Origin of the sequence: Roseixanthobacter psychrophilus (assembly GCF_043195195.1) — a bacterium.
GTDB lineage: Bacteria > Pseudomonadota > Alphaproteobacteria > Rhizobiales > Xanthobacteraceae > NCEH01.
Window position 1 is genome coordinate 19,252 of sequence record NZ_JBAFWT010000025.1, and the last position, 17,238, is coordinate 36,489.

Consider the following 17,238-nt stretch of genomic DNA (forward strand, 5'->3'; position numbering starts at 1 on the left):
CACGGTCTTCGCTCAAAGATCGAGCATCCCCCCGAGCTGGCGGCCATAAGCCACGATCTGTGCGCCCACACTCTCGCGCGCCCGTGCGTAGCGCTCCAGGGCAGCTTCAAGGGTGGGCTCCCCCACCAGGCTATTGCGAAGCTCCATGGCATCGCCTGCCGCCTTAGCCACTCCCATCGCCGTGTGTGGACGAGCAACAAAGGCAGCATCGCCCAGCAGCGCGACGCGACCGTTCACCATGCGCGGCGCTTCATAATCATAGATCGCCTGAATGAAGGGCTGGCTCTCGGCCTGTACGGCGTCTGCGAAGGCTTCCGGCAGCAGGAGGCCGGCGTCGGCGTGCAATGCGCGAACCCGCGCTTGCGAAACTGCGCCGGGCGGCAGCGAAAAGGGGTGCCGCGTGCCCTCTGCGTCGGTGAGTACCTGCGTCAGTTCCGCATCGGAATAGCGACGGTACCAGACCCAGTTGAAACGCCGCCGGCCGGGCTCCAGGGAAGCGTCCGAACCCGGCACGAGATAGCCCAGCACGTGCGATCGGACCGCGTCGAAAAAGGCGAACCGCTCAAACAGGACATCGGCTGCGCGCTGCGGTACGAGATGTTCCGGCACAAGACCGCGCCAGGTGGCGTAGCCGACATAGCGCGGCGCCTGCGGCCTGCCGGCGACCGCTTCGCGCACCCTCGACCCCAGTCCGTCGACGCCGATGACGAGGTCGCCTTCAAATGTCCGGCCATCGGCCAACTGGATGCTGGCGCCGTTGCCATCCTGTGAAACGGAGGTGACGTGCGCACCGCCGACATACAGCTCCGGCGGCAGCATCTCGCGGAAGGTGCGGAACAGCAGATCCCAGGAGATTTGGGTCTGGGGCGTCCTCTGGCGCTGAATCACGTGATTGGCGCGATCGAGATGGATGCGCTCGTGGGCGACGACGCCAAACCGCGCGAGGCGTTCGACGCCGACCTCGCGCAGGAGGGTGAACACATCCTGCTGGGCCACGAGGCCGGCACCCCGGCCATCCAGCCCCTGCGTGGAGCGCTCATACACCGCCACGTCGAAACCAGCGCGATGCAGGAGCACACCGGCGAACAGGCCGCCGATGGAGCCGCCAACGATCAGCACTTTCCCTTTCATGACACGCTCCGTTTTGCGCTGAAGCGCGGTGCGAGTTGCAGGATCAAGGCGGCTGCGGCGAGCGCCATTCCGGCGGCGCACACGGCTGCCCAGCCGCCAGCCATCCAGGCATAGGTCGCCACCGCTGAGCCCCCGGCGCCGCCGAGGAACATCGTGCCCATCAAAATCGTGTTGAGGCGCGAGCGGGCGGAGGGGCGCAGCGCGAACACGATGTGCTGGTTGGAAACCAGCGCGCCTTGCATCGCGAAATCCAGCAGAATTACCCCCACCACGAGCCCCGCGATCTGCGGCCACGCAAGGAAGACCAGGAATGACACCAGCGTCAGCCCGGCCCCGAACATGACCACGCTTTCCGGTCCCCGCTTATCGGCGAAACGGCCGGAGATCGGGGCCGCGAAGACACCGACCAGGCCGAGGATGCCGAACAGGCCGGCGGCTTCCGCGCCAAGGCCGAAGGCCGGCTCCTGCAGGCGGAAGGCGAGCACGGTCCAGAATGCGGTAAAGGCACCGAACACCAGCGCCTGGGTCAGGGCCGCCCGCCGCAGGGTCGGGAATTCAAGCCAGAGTTGGCCGAGCGAACCCAGCAGCTGGCCATAATCGGAGCGCGTCTCAGGTGCGCTGCGCGGCAAGGTCAGGGCCATCAGGCCGGCAGCGAGAAGGGCCATGGGCACGCCCAGCCAGAACATCTCGCGCCATCCCGCATGGGCGGCGACGAAGCCCGCAAGCGTCCGGCTCAGCAAAATGCCTGCAAGAATGCCCGAGAGCACCGTCCCAACGGTCGCGCCCCGCTTTTCCGGCGGTGCGAGGTGGGCGGCCAGCGGCACGATCTGTTGCGCGACGGTGGCGGCGAGCCCGACCAGCAGCGAGGCCGCGAGCAGCAGAAGTGCGGTGCCCGCGGTCGCGGCCAGCACCAGCGCGATCGCCAGCGCGAGAAATTGCAGCACGATCAGCCGCCGCCGCTCCAGCAGGTCGCCCAGCGGCACCAGAAGGAACAGGCCGGCGGCATAGCCGATCTGGGTCGCCGTGGGTACGAGCGGGGTGAGGCCGCCCGGAAGATCGCGCTCGATCACCGCGAGCATCGGCTGATTGTAATAGATGTTGGCGACCGCGATTCCGGCCGCCGTCGCCATGGCGAAGATTGGCCCGTAGCTCGGCGCCCGGGTTTGGGCATGGGTGGTGGTCATGTGGCTTCTCCTGCGGCAGCGGCCGCGTCGTTCGCGCCCTGCGGCATGGGCAGCGCCCCTTGGGGCTCCGCCCTGGATGGGGGAAGATAGCGGCTATCGATTTTTGATGTAGTTATGAAAGTTGATACGCGAATATATCTGTTGTTGTTATGATGGAGGTGGGATGGATTTTCAGGCGCTGCGCATTCTCATCGAGGCTTCGCAGGCCGGCAGCCTTGCGGAGGCCGGTCGACGCCTGCGCCTGTCGCCCATGGCTGTCAGCCGCGCCCTCGCGGCTCTTGAGGACGAATTGGGCGTGCGTCTCATGCACCGCACGACCCGATCCCTGGCACTGACCGAGGAAGGTTCGGCCTTCTTGCCGCACGCCGAGGCGCTGCTGGAGGAGGAGGCGGCCGCCTATGCCAGCGTCCGCGCGGGTGAGGCCGAGCCCGCCGGCCTGTTGCGCGTGTCGGCGTCCGCCGCCTTCGGGCGCAAGGTGGTGGCGCCGTTCGCGGCCGGTTTCCTGCGCGCCCATCCCAAGGTGCGTCTGGATCTCCTGCTCACCGACAGCATGGTGGACATCGTGGCCGAAGGGATCGACCTTGCGGTGCGCATCGCTCGGCTCACGGACAGCGCCTTGGTGGGGCGCCGGCTGGCCGATAGCCCGCGCCTGCTGTGCGCCGCACCCGCCTATCTGCGCGCGCGCGGCACGCCCACAACGCTCAAGGACCTGCGCGACCACGATTGCATCGCCTCCACCGGCGTGACGCATTGGAATTTCCTCGATCATGGGCGGCTGGTGAAAATTCTGGTCGCCGGACGGTTCAGCTCGAATTCGGTGGAGGGGATCCACGAGGCCTGCGTCGGCGGGCTTGGGATCGCCAATCTTTCGGCCTGGGAGGTGAAGGAGGAACTGGCCGCCGGCCGGCTCGTTCTGGTCCGGCTGGAAGATGGCGTGCCGGAGCCGTTCGACATCTGGGCGGTGTATCCCACGCGCCGCATGGTCCCGCCCAAGGTTCGGGCATTCGTCGCCGCTCTTCATGCCCACCTCGCAACGACAAATGGGAAATAGGGAAGCGCTCAATATTTCGGGCTCAGGGGACCGCGCGGCGCAGCGCCGGCCAGAGCCAGCAGCAGCAGGCCCCCCAGCGCCGCCCAGAACGCCACCTGGAACGCGTCGATATAGGCGAGGATATTCGCCTCTCGGCTCACCATCGCGGCCAGGGTCGACATGCTCCGCCCGTAGGCCTCGCTCGCCGACCCGCCGTGCGGCGCGAAGGTTGCGGATAGTCCTTTCAGCATTTCGCCCACCGAAGTGCCTGAGCCGCTGACGTGCAGACCGAGCAGATAGGAGTGCAATTGCTCCCGTCGCCGCAGAAAAGTGGAGATCAGGCTCACCGCCGTCTCAGCGCCGCCCAGGCGCAGCACCTGGATATAGGCCGCCATGGCCGTGGACCGCTTCGGATCGGCGTTGGAGAGGATGTAGACGATGGCGGCGAGAAAGGTGAAACCTTGGCCGACCGCCTGAAGTAGCGCCATGGGAAGGAAGGTCCAGGGGGCCCATTCATGGGTCACACGGGTTCCCAAAGCGCCGGCCAGGGCGAAGGCAATGAAGCCGACCATCATGGCGATGCGGGAGTCGAACAGGCGGATCGTCACCACCGCCAACGGCATGGTGAGCAGCAGCGGCACGGCGGTGCCGACAAATACCGGCCAGCCGATCTGTTCCGGCCGCAGCCCGAGAACATTGGTGAGGAAGCCCGGCATCAGCACGCTGTTCGACATGCTGGTGAGGTCGAAGCACAGGATGAGCAGGAAGGCGATGAGCAGGTTTGGTGTCGCGATCACCTTGTGGCTCGCCCACGGCGCGCGAACTAAAGTCTCGTTGAGGAAGAAGCCGAGCAGCAACACGCCGCCGGCGCACAGCAAGGTGACCACGAGGCCGGACTGCATCCAGTCCAGCCGGTTGCCCTGATCGAGGGCCACATAGATCAGCGCCCAGGAGGTGCCGAGCAGCGCCATCCCGCCCCAGTCCGCCGTCTGGAGCAAGCCGGTGTCGATGGTTTCGCGCGGCGAGCCGAGGCGCACCAGCAGGCCGATGAGCGGCGCGAGCAGTACATCCTGCCAATAGACCCAGGGCCAGCCGAGATATTGCTCGTAGAATCCCACGATCAGTACACCGGCACTTTGCGAGAACGCCAGGCGGAAAGCGTAGATCGCCAGGGCGGGCACCCACCATCGCGTCGGCAGGGTGCGGAAAATGATCATGATCGTGGCGGGAATGAATACGCCCAGCAGCAATCCGCGCAGCCCATGGAGAATGATCAAGGCTTCCCAACTGCGGGTTTCGGGAATGGCGAGGGAGACCGCCGCATAGACGAGGCTCGGCCAGAACAGGACCCGCCCGACACCGAAGGTCGCGGCCATCCAGGCGACCGCGGGTGCGATGAAGATTTGGGGCGCCGTGGCGACGGTGTTCAGCCAAGCGCCCTGATCGAAGCTGAGCCCGAAGGCCGCGCGCAGATCCGGCAGGCCGATGGAAAACAGACGGGTGTCGAACCCCACGAGGAAAGAGCCGAGCAGCACCGCCGCCGCGGCATAGGCCGGGTGCCCACCATAGCCGGCCGGCCCGACAGCTCCGGGGGCGGAAGCGAGGGCGGTCATGACGCATCCCCCGTGTGGATCCGTGCCTCCACAGACATGCCGGCGCGCAATCTTTTGGTCAGCGTCTGACCCGGCTCCAGCGCGATGCGGACAGTGATGCGCTGCACCACCTTGGTGAAATTGCCGGTAGCATTGTCTGGAGGCAGAAGGGCGAAGACGGATCCACTCGCCGGCGAGATCCGCGCCACCCGGCCGGTCAGCGTCTGGCCCGGGAAGGTGTCGACCAGAATGTCCACCCTCTGGCCCGGGGCCACGTGGGTGAGCTGCGTCTCCTTGAAGTTCGCCATGACATAGACGTCGGGGATCGGCACCACGGCGATCAGGTTGCTGCCGGGGTTCACATAATCGCCCGCCTGGACCTGGCGCGTGCTGACGATGCCGTCGAACGGTGCTGTTACCTTGGTGTAAGAAAGCTTGAGCTGGTTGGTTTTCAGATTGGCCACGGCAGCGTCGAAATTGGCCTTCAGCGTGCCTTCCTGGCCGATGAGAACGTCGAGTTGGCGCTTCTGCGCCTCGATCGCGGCGCTGTTTGCGCGGACCTCGGCCTTGGCCTTGTCGAGATTGGCGGTGGCTTGCTGCAGGCGTTGCGCGGTGCCCGCAAGGCCGCCGTTCAACAAGGTCTGCTGGCGAACGAACTCTTCGCTCATCTCGGTCTGCACCGCCTCGACGGAGGCCTGATTGGCTTGCGCCTCACTAATCAGGCTGCGCTGGAGGGCCTCCTGATTTTTCAGATTGCCGAGCGCGGCGCGCGCACCGTCGGCACTGGCTTCGGCCGCCGCGACGGCGGCCTGATAATCGGCGGGATCGATCTCCACCAGCGGGTCGCCCGCATGGACCGTCTGATAATCATCGACCAGCACCCGAAGTACGTTCCCGCTAATGCGGGCGCTGAGCTGTGAGACATCGGCGTGGACATAGGCATCGTCGGTGGACTGGAGGGGGAGGGCGCTGGCCCATTGATCCCAGTGCCCATTGGCGAACACCAGCAGGACGCCCACAGAGACGATCGCGAGCAGCGGAATGGCAAGCCAGCGCAGGCTCGCCGCAACCGTGCCCTGGGGGGCTGGCACCGGTGCCGTTACGCGATCCGCAGCGATATCGGCCGGCGCTCCCACCGCATGGCCGGAAGGCGTCTGTGATACCAAAACGCTCATTTTCGCCCCCTTTCACATGCCCGACAGGCTGCGGCCCCGAGGCCGCGCTCAGAGGGTGAGATGGCCCGGCTGACCGTTCGTGGCGCCTTCTGCGGCCGCGACGGACTCCAGGGCCGTGATCAGATTTTGGACCTCGAAGGGTCCGTCGTAGCGCTGGCCATTGATGAACAGGGTCGGCGTTCCGTTGACGCCGCTCCTCAGGCCGCTGGTGAAATCGCCCCGTATCTTCGCGTCGAGGCTGCCACCGAACGCCTGGAGCAGCAGATTGCGGGAGAGCCCGAGCAGCGCGCTGTACTCCATGAGGTCTCCATCCTGGAGTGCCTCCTGGCGCTCGTAGAGCATGTCGTGAGCCTCCCAGAAGCGGCCGATGCTCCCGGCTGCCTCGGCGAACTCCGCCGCGCGCAGGGCGTGCGCATGGACTTGGGTGAGCGGGAAATTGCGGAACACGAAGCGCAGCCGCGATCCCATCTGGCGCTGGACCTCCCGCACCACGCCATAGGCGGCGCCGCAATAGGGGCATTGGTAGTCGCCGTATTCCACCAGGGTCACCGGGGCGTCTGCCCGACCTTGGGCATGATCGCCCGGGCCGACCGGAGGGTTGAGCCTGCTCATCATTTTGCTCCTGCAAGTGCGTTGGCCGGGGCCAGGGCTTCGAGCGCCGCAAGAATGCCGTCCGCGCCGGGATTGATCCCAAGTGGGGAGACGTAGCTCCACCGGATCGTGCCAGCGCCGTCGATCACGAACAGGGCGCGCTCCGCGATGCCGTCGGCGTCGCGATAGACGCCGTAGCGCCGGGCCACATCGCCCTTCGGGTTGAAATCGGCGAGCAGCGGGAAGTGCAAATTGCGATCCCGCTCGAACGCCGCATGGCACCAGACCCCATCGGTCGAGATGCCGAGGAGCTGCGCGCCGAAGCGGTGAAACTCCGGCAGCATCTCGTTATAGAGGGCCATCTGGTCGCCACAGACAGGGCTCCAATCGGCGGGATAGAAAGCTAGGACGACAGGCTGGCCGCGCAGGTCCGACAGCGCCACCTGCTGGTCCGGTGTTGCGGGAAGGGTGAAATCCGGCGCGGTTTGACCGGCGGCGAGCGCGTGGGCCCCCGCGTGCGTGTGCACGTCTGGCATGATCTGGATCCTGAAAGGTGGGGAATGGGCGGAACTTAGAGGCTCCGCCCAGGGCGTCAGGCGTTCGAGCGCGTGGCCTCGTAAAGGAACCAGGTCCGGCGCTCGGCCTCGTCGATCCACACTTCGATCAGGCTCGTCGTGGCGACGTCGTTGTAGTCCTCGCAGACCGCATGGGCCGCGCGCAGGAAAGTCGCTAGCTGCTTGTTGTCGTCAGCGAGCTCCGCCAGCATGTCCTGGGCCGTTACGTATTCGGCATCATTGTCCATCAGCCGCTGCAGGCGATGAATGTGGCCGATGGAGCGCAGCGTGGTGCCGCCGACCTTGCGGGCCCGCTCGGCGATGGCATCAGTGGTGGCGAAGATCTGGTCGCCCTGATCGTCCAGCATCAAATGGTAGTCGCGGAAGTGCGGGCCTGAAAGATGCCAATGGAAGTTCTTGGTCTTCAGGTATAGAGCAAACATGTCCGCAAGCAGCTTCGTGAGGGCTGCGGCGATGTCGCGTGTGGCGTCGGAACCGAGGTCGGTGGGGGTGCGAAGGGGCGCCACCTTGCGCGCATCGAACGTGGACGTGGTCATTACGGAACTCCTGGAAAGGTCGTGGTGGTGACGCTGCCAGGACGCATCGTTCCGTAGGGCGACCTTGCCGCCCTAGAACCCGCCGCCCCCCGCCAACGAACATCTAACCTTGACGATCCTATTGAAGCTCCTGCCGCAGCAGTATTGGCTACCCGTATCGCTACGTCATACCTGAGTTTAAGGAGATCGATGAAAGGTGGGCGGACGGTGGTGCCGCCTGCCCGCACCGATGCCAAAGACCATGCGATGTCTGTCCCGGCGCACTCTGGCGCGCCGGGACCTTTGCCTTAAAAAATCAGGCCGCGTGCTTTCTCATGAACTGCTCGCACAAGGTGGTGAGGTAGATCGGCGTTTCCTGCATGGGGCAGTGGCCGCAGTTCTGGATCACCGCCATTTCGGCATTGGGATGCCAAGCCATGAACGTCTCTTCCAGCTCTTCGGGCAGGAAGCCGGCCTGATCCCAAACGCCAGCCACCACCAGGAGCGGCGGCGTCGGCCGGGCCGCCTTCACCTCGTCGGAGAAGTCCTCGACCGTCCACATGTCAAGGTAGCGCCGGACCGCCACGTTGTTTCGCGTGTTTCGGGCGAGCCAGAGTTTGTGCTCCGACCACTGCCTCGTCAGCTTGTGGTCGGTGATGCGGGCGGCGAGCTCGCGCACGGCGTCATCATCCACGAGCGTGCTCTCGAAGAAGGCGCGCCGCTCCGGATCCATCTTGATCGCGGCGGCCGAGACCGGGCCGATCGCGATCTCGGTCTTGATGCGCTCGGGGTGCATCAGCACCATCCGTTCCACCACCATGCCGGTCATGGAAAAACCGATGATGTGGAACCGATCCCAGCCCAAGCTGTCGGCGGTTTCGAAGGCGTCCGCCGCCGCCTCCTTCGCGCTGTATTCGCCTTCGAGCCCGATCGAGCGGCCATAGCCGCGGATATCGGTGAAGGCATAGGTGAAACGATCCGTGTCGAGATAAAGGTGCATCGGCTTCCAACTGGTGCAGTCGGCCAGCCAGTCGTTGAAGACGATTACGCCTTCCTTGCCGGTTCCTAGGAGTTCATATCCGAGAACCATCTTGTTTCTCCTTGGCCGCGTTCGGCAGTTTTCAGGGGGTGATGACCTTGATATCGGCGAGCGGGGGATATTTGCCCGCGGCAATCTCTTCTTCCGCCTGCTTGAGGGGACCCATGTCATAGAAGGGTTTCACGTCGAGCTGCGCGTTCAGAAGCTTGTTGGCATAAAGGAAGTCCATCACGCCCTGGGCGCCTGTGATATCCGCCTGCGAGACCGAGAGGTCCACCTTGGCGAGATCGGGAATGGGAGCAGCGAGGTTGCGGTCGAAATTGGTCGCGATCTCCAGCAGGTTGGGGGCGAGGCGGGAGGTCTTGGCGAACCATTCGTGCGCCTGGGGCATGTGGTTGGAGGCCCACCAGGTTGCCATGATCCATGCCTTCAGGAATCGCACTTCGCCTTCGCGTCCATATTTCTCGATCCATTTGCCCGACAATCCCTGCAGGCCGATATTCTCGCCACGCGGGGCCACCCACAGGGTCTTCGCGGTCTTGGTCTCGATCATTCGCTCCATGGTCGGGTCCCAGGTCGTGACCGCATCCACCAGGCCGCCCTGCATGGCGGAGGTCTGCTCGGCGATGTCCTGGTTGACGATGGTCATCTCCTTGAACGGATCCTTGATCCCGGCCGCGACCAGAGCCTTCATCGCACGGGGGAACGTGGTGGTGGCAAAGGGCGCGGAGAGCTTCTTGCCCTTGAGGTCGGCAAGGCCGCCCTGGAAACCCGGCTGGACGAGGATGCCGAAGCGCGCGTCGTGCGTGCGCTGGAGGATCTTCGACCCCGGCATGCGGGACATGGCGCGCAGGACCGGCGCGTCGGCAGCGAAGACATTGTCGATGTCCCCGGCCACCGCCGCCTCGGCGAGGGGGCCGCCGAAGGTGAAGGTCTTGAAGGTCGCCTCAATGCCATTCAGCTCGAAGATGTTGGTGTGGCGCAGCACCTCGACCACTTCGCCGCCGCCGGCCCAGAGCGACTGGTATCCGACAGCGACCTTGATCGGATCCGCCGCATGGGCGGGTGCCGTGCCGGCGGCGATGCTGCAGGCGAGGATGCCGCCCGCAAACAAACGCCTGGTAAATCCGCCGCCGACGCGGGTGGGTGTGCCTGGTCGATAAGACATGACGTGATCTCCTCTGGTGGTCAGTGCTGCGTCTTCCAGCCGATAAGGGCATGCTCGAGCCAGAGCATCAGGGTGTTCATGAGGAAGCCGACGGCGCCGATGACGATCATCCCGGCCATCACCTTCTCGGTTTCGATCATCGAGCGGGCGAGCTGGATCATGTAGCCAAGGCCCGATGTTGCCGCGATCAGCTCGGCGGCGATCACGCAGGTCCAGGCCACTCCAAGTCCGATCCGAAGGCCCGCCACGATGTAGGGGAGCGCGGTCGGCAACATCACGCGGCTGAGGAACAGCCAGCGGCCGGCACCGAAACATTGCGAGACCTGCACATGGATCGGCGCGACCGAGCAGGCACCGAGGAAAGCGTTGGTAAAGATCGGAAAAAAGGCGCCGATGAAGATGATGAACCACGCCGAGCGGTCGCCGAGCCCGAACCAGAGGATTGCCAGGGGGATCCAGGCAATCACCGAGATCGGCCGGAGCAGTTCGATCAAGGGCAGAAAATAGAGTGCAACGCGTCGGTTCATGGCGAACAGCAGGCCCAGCGCGATGCCGCTGAGGGTGGCGAGACTGAAGCCCACCGCGACGCGCAGCACGCTGGCGCGGATGTCGGCCCAGAGCAGTCCCGCTTCGGCGAGGTCGATCAGCGCCTTGAACACCGCCGATGGCGGCGGGAAGATCGTAGCGCTTACAAAGCCGAGGCGGACCGAGGCCTCCCAGGCCAGCAACAGGATCGGGATCAGGACCAGATGCCCGAGCCTGTTGCCGACAGCTTTCAGGATACGGGTCAAGCGGGCACGCGGATGCGCGGCGCCGGGACCCAGGGAGCGTGCGGTCGGCGCAGCCATGGCGCCTTCTCCTCTCGTCGACATCACGCGGCCGCCGCGCGCACGACTTCGGCGCGCAAGAGGTGGGAAAGCTCGTTCTTGAGTTCGAGGAAGCGCAGGTCGTGCGCGCGGATCGAAGGATCTCGCGGGCGCGGCAGATTGATCTCCACCATCGCCTTCACGCGGCCCGGCCGTGCCGTCATGACCATGACCCGGTCGCCGAGGAAGACCGCTTCCTCGATATTGTGGGTGATGAGGACGAACGTCTTTCCCGCGCGCTCCCAGATCCTCAGGATTTCCTCTTGAAGCAGATCGCGCGTCAGCGAATCCAGCGCGGCGAATGGTTCGTCCATCAGCACGGCGTCCGGGTCGGGCGCGAGAGCCCGCGCGATGCTGACCCTCTGCTTCATGCCGCCGGAGATTTCGTGGGGATAGCGACCGGCGAATTGGTTGAGATTCACCAGATCGACGTAGTAGTCGACGATCTCCTTGCGCTTGGCCTTGCCCATTCCCTTTGCGCGCAAGCCGAACTCGATGTTTTCATGCACGGTCATCCAGGGAAACAGGCCGTACTCCTGAAATATAACGGTGCGATCCGGTCCAGGGCCGGCAATAGGCTGCCCATTGCGAAGCGCTTCCCCCTCCGATGGCTTGGAAAAGCCGGCGATGGTGTGCAACAGGGTGCTCTTTCCACAGCCGGACGGGCCGATAATGCAGAAGAATTCGCCGGCGGAGATCTCGCAGGAGACGTCGTCCAGCGCCGTAACTGCTTCTTCCTCGTCGGGGGTGACGAAGAACTTCGATATGTGCCTCAGGCTGATCGGGCCCATGTCTCGTGCCTCCTTCGTTTTAGAAATCAGGCGATGCGGGAGCTTTCGGTGACAGCGATCGCGGGTTTGACGCGACGGCCTGTCGCGACAGACTGAGATGTCATCCCGCAGCCGAGACGCTCGGCGTCCTGGTCTGGAATTGACGGGAGTAGATCGGTATGGCTTTGGCTTGACGATGCGTACCGGCACGTCGATGACGACCTGCCGGTTTCCGCCGGGAGTCGACGGTGTAAGGAGGGGTGTTGCTGAGGCGTCGCAATTGTAGCTTCCGCATCTTCGCTTCTCGCGTTCCGCCGCAATAGGAAGGGTTCTGCTTTTGCTAATTGTTGACAATCATCAAATAACAACCAATTTGTTAGGTCAATCCTGGGACTGATCAAAGTTCAGGCTTAAGCTGACTAAAGACGTGGCAGGTGGAGAATGAGTGCTCTGGGAATGGTCTCGACGGTGGCGAAGCGCAGTCTCGACAAGGCTGCGGCGGATGCCTTGAGGGAAGCCATCGTCTCCGGCCAGGTGCGCCCCGGCGCGCGTTTGACGGAGGTCGAGCTTGCGACCCAGTTCGATCTTTCGCGCGGGACCATACGGGCCGCGCTGCAGCGGCTGATGGCGGAGGGGCTGATCGTTCAGCGCCCCTATGCGGGCTGGGAGGTCGCGAGCCTCACTTCCCATGATGCGTGGGAACTCTACACGCTCCGGGCCAGCCTGGAGGGGCTGGCCGCGCGGCTGGCGGCACAGCACGCCGATCGCCACAGCCGCATGGAAGCTGCGTTCGAAGCCTTGAAATCGGCCGTGAATTCGGGAAGCGGAAGGGATATCAACGAGGCGGACCTCGCCCTGCACAAGGCGATGGTCTCGCTCGCGGGCCATCGGCGCCTCGCGGGCCAATACGATCTCGTCGAGCAGCAGGTGCGGATGTACATGGCGTCGTCGAACGCCATTCTGCCGGAGCGAGGGATGGTGATCGCGAACCATGCGCCGCTGGTTGCGGCGGTGACCGATGGCGACCCCGATGTGGCCGAGCAATTCGCCCGCATCCACAGCACCAGCTCAGGGGAAATCCTGGTGCGGCACCTACGGGAACAAGAAGAGGCCCTAGCCGAGGAGGGTACCGAAACCGCGTTGAGACGCGGTTCCGATTGACCGATCGGCGCGCGCGTTCAGCTGTGCGTCTTCACCACGGTGCGCCCGCGCACCTGCCCCTTGAGGATGTCGTCCGCCAGCGTCGGCAGGTCGTCCAGCGTGGTCTCGCTGGTCAGGGAGGCCATGTCGGCCTCGGTCAGCTCGCTGGCGATCCGGGCCCAGGCCGCTTCCCGCCGCGCCTTGGGGCAGTTGACGGAATCGACCCCCAGCAGGGCGACGCCCCGCAGGATGAAGGGGAATACGCTCGACGGCAGGTCCACTCCCCCGGCTAGGCCGCAGGCCGCCACGGCGCCGTCATAGGCGCTCGATGCCAGAATGTTTGCGAGCACGTTTCCGCCGACGGTATCGACCGCGCCGTTCCAGCGCTCCGCCTGCAGCGGCTTGCCCGCCGCCTGATAGTCCGCCCGGTCGATGATCTCATGGGCGCCGAGAGACTTGAGGAAATCCTCCTCGCTCCGCCGTCCGGTGAGGGCGAAGACGCGATAGCCGCGTCGCGACAGCAGGCGCACGGCGACGCTGCCAACGCCTCCCGCGGCACCGCTGACGATGACATCGCCGCCCGCCTTGATGCCGTGCTTTTCGAGCGCAAGGACGCACAGCATCGCGGTGAGGCCGGCCGTGCCCACGGACATGGCGTGGCGGGTTGAGATTGCGTCCGGCAGTTTCACCAGCCATTCGCTTTTCACGCGCGCCCGCTCGGCAAAGCCGCCGGACCAGTTTTCACCCACCCCCCAGCCGGTCAGCACCACACGATCGCCGGGCGCGAAAGCGCTGCTTTCGCTTGACCGAACCGTGCCGGAGAAATCGATGCCCGGCACCATTGGAAATGTGCGCAGAATGCGGTTCTGCCCTTTCAGGGCGAGGCCGTCCTTATAGTTGAAGGACGAATATTCGACATCAACGGTCACGTCCGCTGCCGGCAGTTCAGCTTCGGTGATCTGCTCAAGGGCGATCGCCTGCCCGGTGTCGGTCTTGCGGGCCATGAGAGCGCGGAACGTATCGCCAGCCATGAGCGGCTCCTCCAGATGATGTGGTGCGGGTTTGCGCAGGGCGCTTCGGCTAGCGCGTCTTCTCGGCGCGCAATTCCATAACCTTCGCGTATTGGGCGCGGATATATTGCATGAGGCCGCCGAGCGCCTCGACGGCGGCATCCCCATTGTGGGCCTCGAGGGCCTTCAGGATGCGTTCGTGATGGGCGACGATATCGCGCCGGTCGCGGACGCGAAAAATGATCATGTTGCTGACGGGCATCAGCGTCTCGACCATCGCGTTCATCATGAAGCGGAGCAGGGCGTTGCCGGCGGCATCCACCACCGCGCGGTGGAAGCGCACGTCCGAGGCGCAGAAGTCCTGATCACTGATGGCGCTGTTGTTCTGGATTGCGAGTTCGGCCCGTAGCGCATCGAGGTGATCTTCGGTGCGGTTGCCAGCGGCGAGGCGGCAGCAGATCCCCTCCATCTCCATGCGGGCTACCGCCATTTCTTCCAGCGTCACGCCGTCGGTCGCCATCAGCAGCGTGACCGAGGTGCCGAGGCTCTGGCTGAGTTCCTCAGGCGAGGGGCCAGCAACGAAATTTCCACCCGTAGGACCCCGGCGGGAGCGGATGAGATGGCGCGCGGCGAGCCGCTTGAGCGCTTCTCGCACGGTCGGTCGCGAGACACCGAACCGACTCGCGAGTTCCTCCTCGGTCGGCAGGCGTTCGTCCATCTTCAGGCGCCCGTCCAGAATGGCCTTCTGGATTTGGTCGGCGATCTGGCTCGCGGCGCTGGTGGTGACGATCGTGCCGTAGGTGGCTTCCATGACCTCAGAATCCGCTGTGTCGAGAGGTCCTTTCCATCAGACCTCATCGGTAAAATCAACTCTTAAATTATTTGTTTGACAAATAGCGAATGTCATCCCGTCATAAGTCACGGCCGCTAGAGCCGCGCGAAGATCCATCAAGGAAACGACTTAAGGAGAGGGGACATGCGCATCAGCATCCTCGCGACCGCGTTCATTTCGGTCGCAACAACGGCTTTCGCAGCGGATTTGCCTGTGTTCCGAGTGGGGGTTCTCAACGATCAGTCCGGCCTTTATGCCGACATCGCCGGCCCCGGCGCCGTGGTCGCGGCGCAGATGGCGGTGGAGGCCTTCAAGCCCGAGACGCACGGCTTCAAGGTCGAGATCGTCGCCGCCGACCACCAGAACAAGGCCGACGTGGGCGCCGCCATCGCCCGGCGCTGGTACGACCAGGAGAAGGTCGACGTGGTGGTCGACGTGCCGACCTCCTCGGTGGCTCTCGCAGTCGCCGAGATCGCGCGTGAGAAGAACAAAGTGCTGCTCGTCACCAGCGCCGGCACCTCCGATCTGACCGGAAAAGCCTGTACGCCCAACACCGTGCACTGGACCTACGACACCTGGGCCCTCGCCAACGGCACCGCCCGGGCCGTGACGGCGCAAGGCGGCAAGAGCTGGTTCTTCATCACCGCGGATTATGCCTTCGGCCACGCGCTGGAACGCGACGCGGCGGATATCGTGAACGCCAGCGGCGGCAGGGTGCTCGGCCATGTGCTGGCGCCGTTCCAGACCACCGATTTCTCCTCCTTCCTGCTCCAGGCGCAGGGCAGCAAGGCCCAGGTGATCGCCCTGGCGAGTTCCGGCGGCGATACCATCACCACCGTGAAACAGGCGGGTGAATTCGGCATCACCCAGGCGGGGCAGAAGCTGGTGGCGCTGCTCGCCTTTATTTCCGACATCCATGCCATCGGATTGAAGACCGCCCAGGGCCTGATGCTCACGAGCGCCTTCTATTGGGATCTCAACGACGGCACCCGCGCCTTCGGCAAGACGCTGGCGGCACGCAACGCCGGCAAGTATCCGACCATGAACCAGGCCGGCACCTATGGCGCCCTGCTGCATTGGATGAAGGCGGTTGCGGCGATGGAAAAGGACAAGGCGCACGACGGCGCCGCCGTGGTTGCCAAGATGAAGGAGATTCCCACCGATGATCCGCTGTTCGGCAAGGGGAAGATCCGCGAGGACGGGCGCACCATTCACGACATGTACCTGTTCCAGGTAAAGTCGCCGGAAGAGTCGAAGGCGCCCTATGATTATTACAAGCTGGTTGCGACCATTCCCGGGGATGAAGCCTTCCGCCCCATGTCGCAAAATCCCTGCGCCTTCGTGAAGAAGGCCTCGAACTGACGGACCGGCGGCGTGCGATATTCACTGACTTCGCGCGCCATGTCCGGCGCTCGCACTAAGACCATCTCGCTGACGATCCTGGTCTTCAGCGAGGTGGCGGCCATGTCTGCGTGGTTCGCGACCACGGCCTCGCTTTCCGCAATCCGGGAGCACTGGACGCTGACGCCTTTCCACGAGGCGCTTCTGACGAGTTCGGTCCAGGCCGGTTTCGTGGCGGGCACGCTCATCAGCGCCCTCCTGACCCTGGCCGACCGGGTCGATCTGCGGCGGTTGTTCGCCGCATCGGCCTTCGTTGCCTTCCTCGCAAATGTCGCGATCCTTGCATTCGAACCCACGTCGCCGATGGTGCCGGTGCTGCGCTTCATCACCGGCATGTGCATGGCCGGTGTCTATCCCGTCGGCATGAAGATCGCATCCACCTGGGCGAAGGGGGACCTCGGCCTGCTGATCGGCTTGCTGGTGGCCGCTCTTACGCTCGGGTCGGCCTCGCCCCACGCCATCGGCGCACTCGGCGGGCTCGACTGGCGCCTGCCGGTGGTCGGGGCCGCGGCGGGGGCGCTCGCTGCGGCCGTGCTGATCAATTTCGCGGCCCTTGGACCGAACCTTGCCAAGGCGCCCCCGCTGCGCCTCGACAGTGCGCTGAAGGCGTTCCGCATGCGGGCGGTCAGGCTCGCCAATTTCGGTTACTTCGGTCACATGTGGGAATTGTACGCCATGTGGTCCTGGATCGGCGTCTTCTTCGCCGCCAGCTTTGCAGCGCGCTACGGCGCCGCGCCTCCTTTTGATCCGCGTTATGGCGCCTTTGCCGTGATCGCAGCCGGAGCGCTGGGCGCTCTGATCGGCGGCTGGTGCGCGGATCGGCTGGGCCGCACCACCGTCACCATGGGCTCCATGGTCCTCAGCGGGTGCTGCGCAGTGCTGATCGGCTTCAGTTTCGGCGGGCCGGCGGTGGTGACGCTCGCGATCGCACTGGTGTGGGGGGTCACGGTGATCTCGGATTCCGCGCAATTCTCCGCCGCGGTGGCGGAATTGAGCGAGCGCGGGCTCATCGGCACCATGCTGACCGTGCAGACCTGCGTCGGCTTCCTGTTGACGCTCGTGACCATCCACCTCATTCCCTATGTCGTGGCCCTGGTCGGGTGGCAGTTCGCCTTTGCGGTGCTGGCGATCGGCCCCTTTTTCGGCGTGCTGGCGATGGCGCGCCTGCGTCGTCTTCCCGAGGCCGCCGCCATGGCCGGCGGCAACCGCTGATCGAAGA

The 17,238-nt window shown here is 64.9% G+C and carries 17 protein-coding genes; 4 read left to right on the top strand and 13 right to left on the bottom strand.

The window, feature by feature from the left end; genetic code table 11:
• Positions 1–12: 12 nt before the first annotated feature.
• Together V5F77_RS19255 and V5F77_RS19260 are read right to left on the bottom strand one after the other, a co-directional pair.
• Positions 13–1,131 carry an FAD binding domain-containing protein gene (locus tag V5F77_RS19255; RefSeq protein WP_429006962.1) on the bottom strand — a complete coding sequence of 373 codons (1,119 nt, stop codon included), beginning with the start codon at positions 1,129–1,131 and terminating at the stop codon, positions 13–15.
• Positions 1,128–2,315: an MFS transporter gene (locus V5F77_RS19260; protein WP_429006963.1), complete on the bottom strand. Its 1,188-nt coding sequence runs from the start codon at positions 2,313–2,315 to the stop codon at positions 1,128–1,130. Before V5F77_RS19260 ends, V5F77_RS19255 begins: the two co-directional genes overlap by 4 nt.
• 163 nt (positions 2,316–2,478) lie before the next feature.
• On the opposite strand from V5F77_RS19260, the gene V5F77_RS19265 reads away from it, so the two are divergent.
• Positions 2,479–3,366: a LysR family transcriptional regulator gene (locus V5F77_RS19265; protein ID WP_429006964.1), complete on the top strand. Its 888-nt coding sequence runs from the start codon at positions 2,479–2,481 to the stop codon at positions 3,364–3,366.
• Positions 3,367–3,374: 8 nt separating this feature from the next.
• On the opposite strand, the gene V5F77_RS19270 is transcribed toward V5F77_RS19265, so the two are convergent.
• From V5F77_RS19270 to V5F77_RS19310, 9 genes are all read right to left on the bottom strand, one after another.
• Positions 3,375–4,958 (bottom strand): MFS transporter, encoded by a 1,584-nt coding sequence (locus V5F77_RS19270; protein WP_429006965.1) that lies wholly within the window; start codon positions 4,956–4,958, stop codon positions 3,375–3,377.
• On the bottom strand, positions 4,955–6,112 hold the full coding sequence (locus V5F77_RS19275) for an HlyD family secretion protein (RefSeq protein WP_429006966.1): 1,158 nt from the start codon (positions 6,110–6,112) through the stop codon (positions 4,955–4,957). The genes V5F77_RS19270 and V5F77_RS19275 overlap by 4 nt, the downstream gene beginning before the upstream one ends.
• A gap of 48 nt (positions 6,113–6,160) precedes the next feature.
• Positions 6,161–6,727, bottom strand: coding sequence for a DsbA family protein (locus tag V5F77_RS19280; protein WP_429006967.1), 567 nt, complete (start codon positions 6,725–6,727; stop codon positions 6,161–6,163).
• The gene (locus tag V5F77_RS19285) at positions 6,724–7,239 is read right to left on the bottom strand and encodes a redoxin domain-containing protein (RefSeq protein ID WP_429006968.1); all 516 of its coding nucleotides are present in this window, start codon (positions 7,237–7,239) and stop codon (positions 6,724–6,726) included. The genes V5F77_RS19280 and V5F77_RS19285 overlap by 4 nt, the downstream gene beginning before the upstream one ends.
• A 56-nt stretch (positions 7,240–7,295) precedes the next feature.
• Positions 7,296–7,814 carry a Dps family protein gene (locus tag V5F77_RS19290; RefSeq protein WP_429006969.1) on the bottom strand — a complete coding sequence of 173 codons (519 nt, stop codon included), beginning with the start codon at positions 7,812–7,814 and terminating at the stop codon, positions 7,296–7,298.
• A 295-nt stretch (positions 7,815–8,109) separates the two neighbouring features.
• Positions 8,110–8,883 carry an alpha/beta fold hydrolase gene (locus V5F77_RS19295; protein ID WP_429006970.1) on the bottom strand — a complete coding sequence of 258 codons (774 nt, stop codon included), beginning with the start codon at positions 8,881–8,883 and terminating at the stop codon, positions 8,110–8,112.
• A 31-nt stretch (positions 8,884–8,914) separates the two neighbouring features.
• A complete protein-coding gene (locus V5F77_RS19300) occupies positions 8,915–10,000 on the bottom strand; it encodes an ABC transporter substrate-binding protein (protein ID WP_429006971.1) in 1,086 nt (361 codons plus the stop codon).
• 20 nt (positions 10,001–10,020) lie between these two features.
• A complete protein-coding gene (locus V5F77_RS19305) occupies positions 10,021–10,848 on the bottom strand; it encodes an ABC transporter permease (RefSeq protein WP_429006972.1) in 828 nt (275 codons plus the stop codon).
• 23 nt (positions 10,849–10,871) lie between these two features.
• Positions 10,872–11,657, bottom strand: coding sequence for an ABC transporter ATP-binding protein (locus tag V5F77_RS19310; RefSeq protein ID WP_429006973.1), 786 nt, complete (start codon positions 11,655–11,657; stop codon positions 10,872–10,874).
• Positions 11,658–12,077: 420 nt separating this feature from the next.
• On the opposite strand from V5F77_RS19310, the gene V5F77_RS19315 reads away from it, so the two are divergent.
• Positions 12,078–12,797 (top strand): GntR family transcriptional regulator, encoded by a 720-nt coding sequence (locus tag V5F77_RS19315; RefSeq protein ID WP_429006974.1) that lies wholly within the window; start codon positions 12,078–12,080, stop codon positions 12,795–12,797.
• A 17-nt stretch (positions 12,798–12,814) separates the two neighbouring features.
• Here V5F77_RS19315 and acuI read toward each other — a convergent pair whose 3' ends face one another.
• Together acuI and V5F77_RS19325 are read right to left on the bottom strand one after the other, a co-directional pair.
• A complete protein-coding gene (gene acuI / locus V5F77_RS19320; RefSeq protein ID WP_429006975.1) occupies positions 12,815–13,807 on the bottom strand; it encodes an acrylyl-CoA reductase (NADPH) in 993 nt (330 codons plus the stop codon).
• Between the two features lie 49 nt (positions 13,808–13,856).
• Positions 13,857–14,597 carry a FadR/GntR family transcriptional regulator gene (locus tag V5F77_RS19325; protein WP_429006976.1) on the bottom strand — a complete coding sequence of 247 codons (741 nt, stop codon included), beginning with the start codon at positions 14,595–14,597 and terminating at the stop codon, positions 13,857–13,859.
• Positions 14,598–14,762: 165 nt separating this feature from the next.
• Here V5F77_RS19325 and V5F77_RS19330 point away from each other — a divergent pair, with 165 nt between their 5' ends.
• Both V5F77_RS19330 and V5F77_RS19335 read left to right on the top strand, forming a co-directional pair.
• Positions 14,763–15,980: an ABC transporter substrate-binding protein gene (locus V5F77_RS19330; protein ID WP_429006977.1), complete on the top strand. Its 1,218-nt coding sequence runs from the start codon at positions 14,763–14,765 to the stop codon at positions 15,978–15,980.
• A gap of 39 nt (positions 15,981–16,019) precedes the next feature.
• On the top strand, positions 16,020–17,231 hold the full coding sequence (locus V5F77_RS19335) for an MFS transporter (protein ID WP_429006978.1): 1,212 nt from the start codon (positions 16,020–16,022) through the stop codon (positions 17,229–17,231).
• Positions 17,232–17,238: the final 7 nt, after the last annotated feature.

Excerpts from the sequence above, each read along its gene's own strand:
- V5F77_RS19255 (WP_429006962.1), bottom strand. The coding sequence starts at position 1,131 with ATGAAAGGGAAAGTGCTGATCGTTGGCGGCTCCATCGGCGGCCTGTTC.
- V5F77_RS19260 (WP_429006963.1), bottom strand. The coding sequence starts at position 2,315 with ATGACCACCACCCATGCCCAAACCCGGGCGCCGAGCTACGGGCCAATC.
- V5F77_RS19265 (WP_429006964.1), top strand. The coding sequence starts at position 2,479 with ATGGATTTTCAGGCGCTGCGCATTCTCATCGAGGCTTCGCAGGCCGGC.
- V5F77_RS19270 (WP_429006965.1), bottom strand. The coding sequence starts at position 4,958 with ATGACCGCCCTCGCTTCCGCCCCCGGAGCTGTCGGGCCGGCCGGCTAT.
- V5F77_RS19275 (WP_429006966.1), bottom strand. The coding sequence starts at position 6,112 with ATGAGCGTTTTGGTATCACAGACGCCTTCCGGCCATGCGGTGGGAGCG.
- V5F77_RS19280 (WP_429006967.1), bottom strand. The coding sequence starts at position 6,727 with ATGATGAGCAGGCTCAACCCTCCGGTCGGCCCGGGCGATCATGCCCAA.
- V5F77_RS19285 (WP_429006968.1), bottom strand. The coding sequence starts at position 7,239 with ATGCCAGACGTGCACACGCACGCGGGGGCCCACGCGCTCGCCGCCGGT.
- V5F77_RS19290 (WP_429006969.1), bottom strand. The coding sequence starts at position 7,814 with ATGACCACGTCCACGTTCGATGCGCGCAAGGTGGCGCCCCTTCGCACC.
- V5F77_RS19295 (WP_429006970.1), bottom strand. The coding sequence starts at position 8,883 with ATGGTTCTCGGATATGAACTCCTAGGAACCGGCAAGGAAGGCGTAATC.
- V5F77_RS19300 (WP_429006971.1), bottom strand. The coding sequence starts at position 10,000 with ATGTCTTATCGACCAGGCACACCCACCCGCGTCGGCGGCGGATTTACC.
- V5F77_RS19305 (WP_429006972.1), bottom strand. The coding sequence starts at position 10,848 with ATGGCTGCGCCGACCGCACGCTCCCTGGGTCCCGGCGCCGCGCATCCG.
- V5F77_RS19310 (WP_429006973.1), bottom strand. The coding sequence starts at position 11,657 with ATGGGCCCGATCAGCCTGAGGCACATATCGAAGTTCTTCGTCACCCCC.
- V5F77_RS19315 (WP_429006974.1), top strand. The coding sequence starts at position 12,078 with ATGAGTGCTCTGGGAATGGTCTCGACGGTGGCGAAGCGCAGTCTCGAC.
- acuI (WP_429006975.1), bottom strand. The coding sequence starts at position 13,807 with ATGGCTGGCGATACGTTCCGCGCTCTCATGGCCCGCAAGACCGACACC.
- V5F77_RS19325 (WP_429006976.1), bottom strand. The coding sequence starts at position 14,597 with ATGGAAGCCACCTACGGCACGATCGTCACCACCAGCGCCGCGAGCCAG.
- V5F77_RS19330 (WP_429006977.1), top strand. The coding sequence starts at position 14,763 with ATGCGCATCAGCATCCTCGCGACCGCGTTCATTTCGGTCGCAACAACG.
- V5F77_RS19335 (WP_429006978.1), top strand. The coding sequence starts at position 16,020 with ATGTCCGGCGCTCGCACTAAGACCATCTCGCTGACGATCCTGGTCTTC.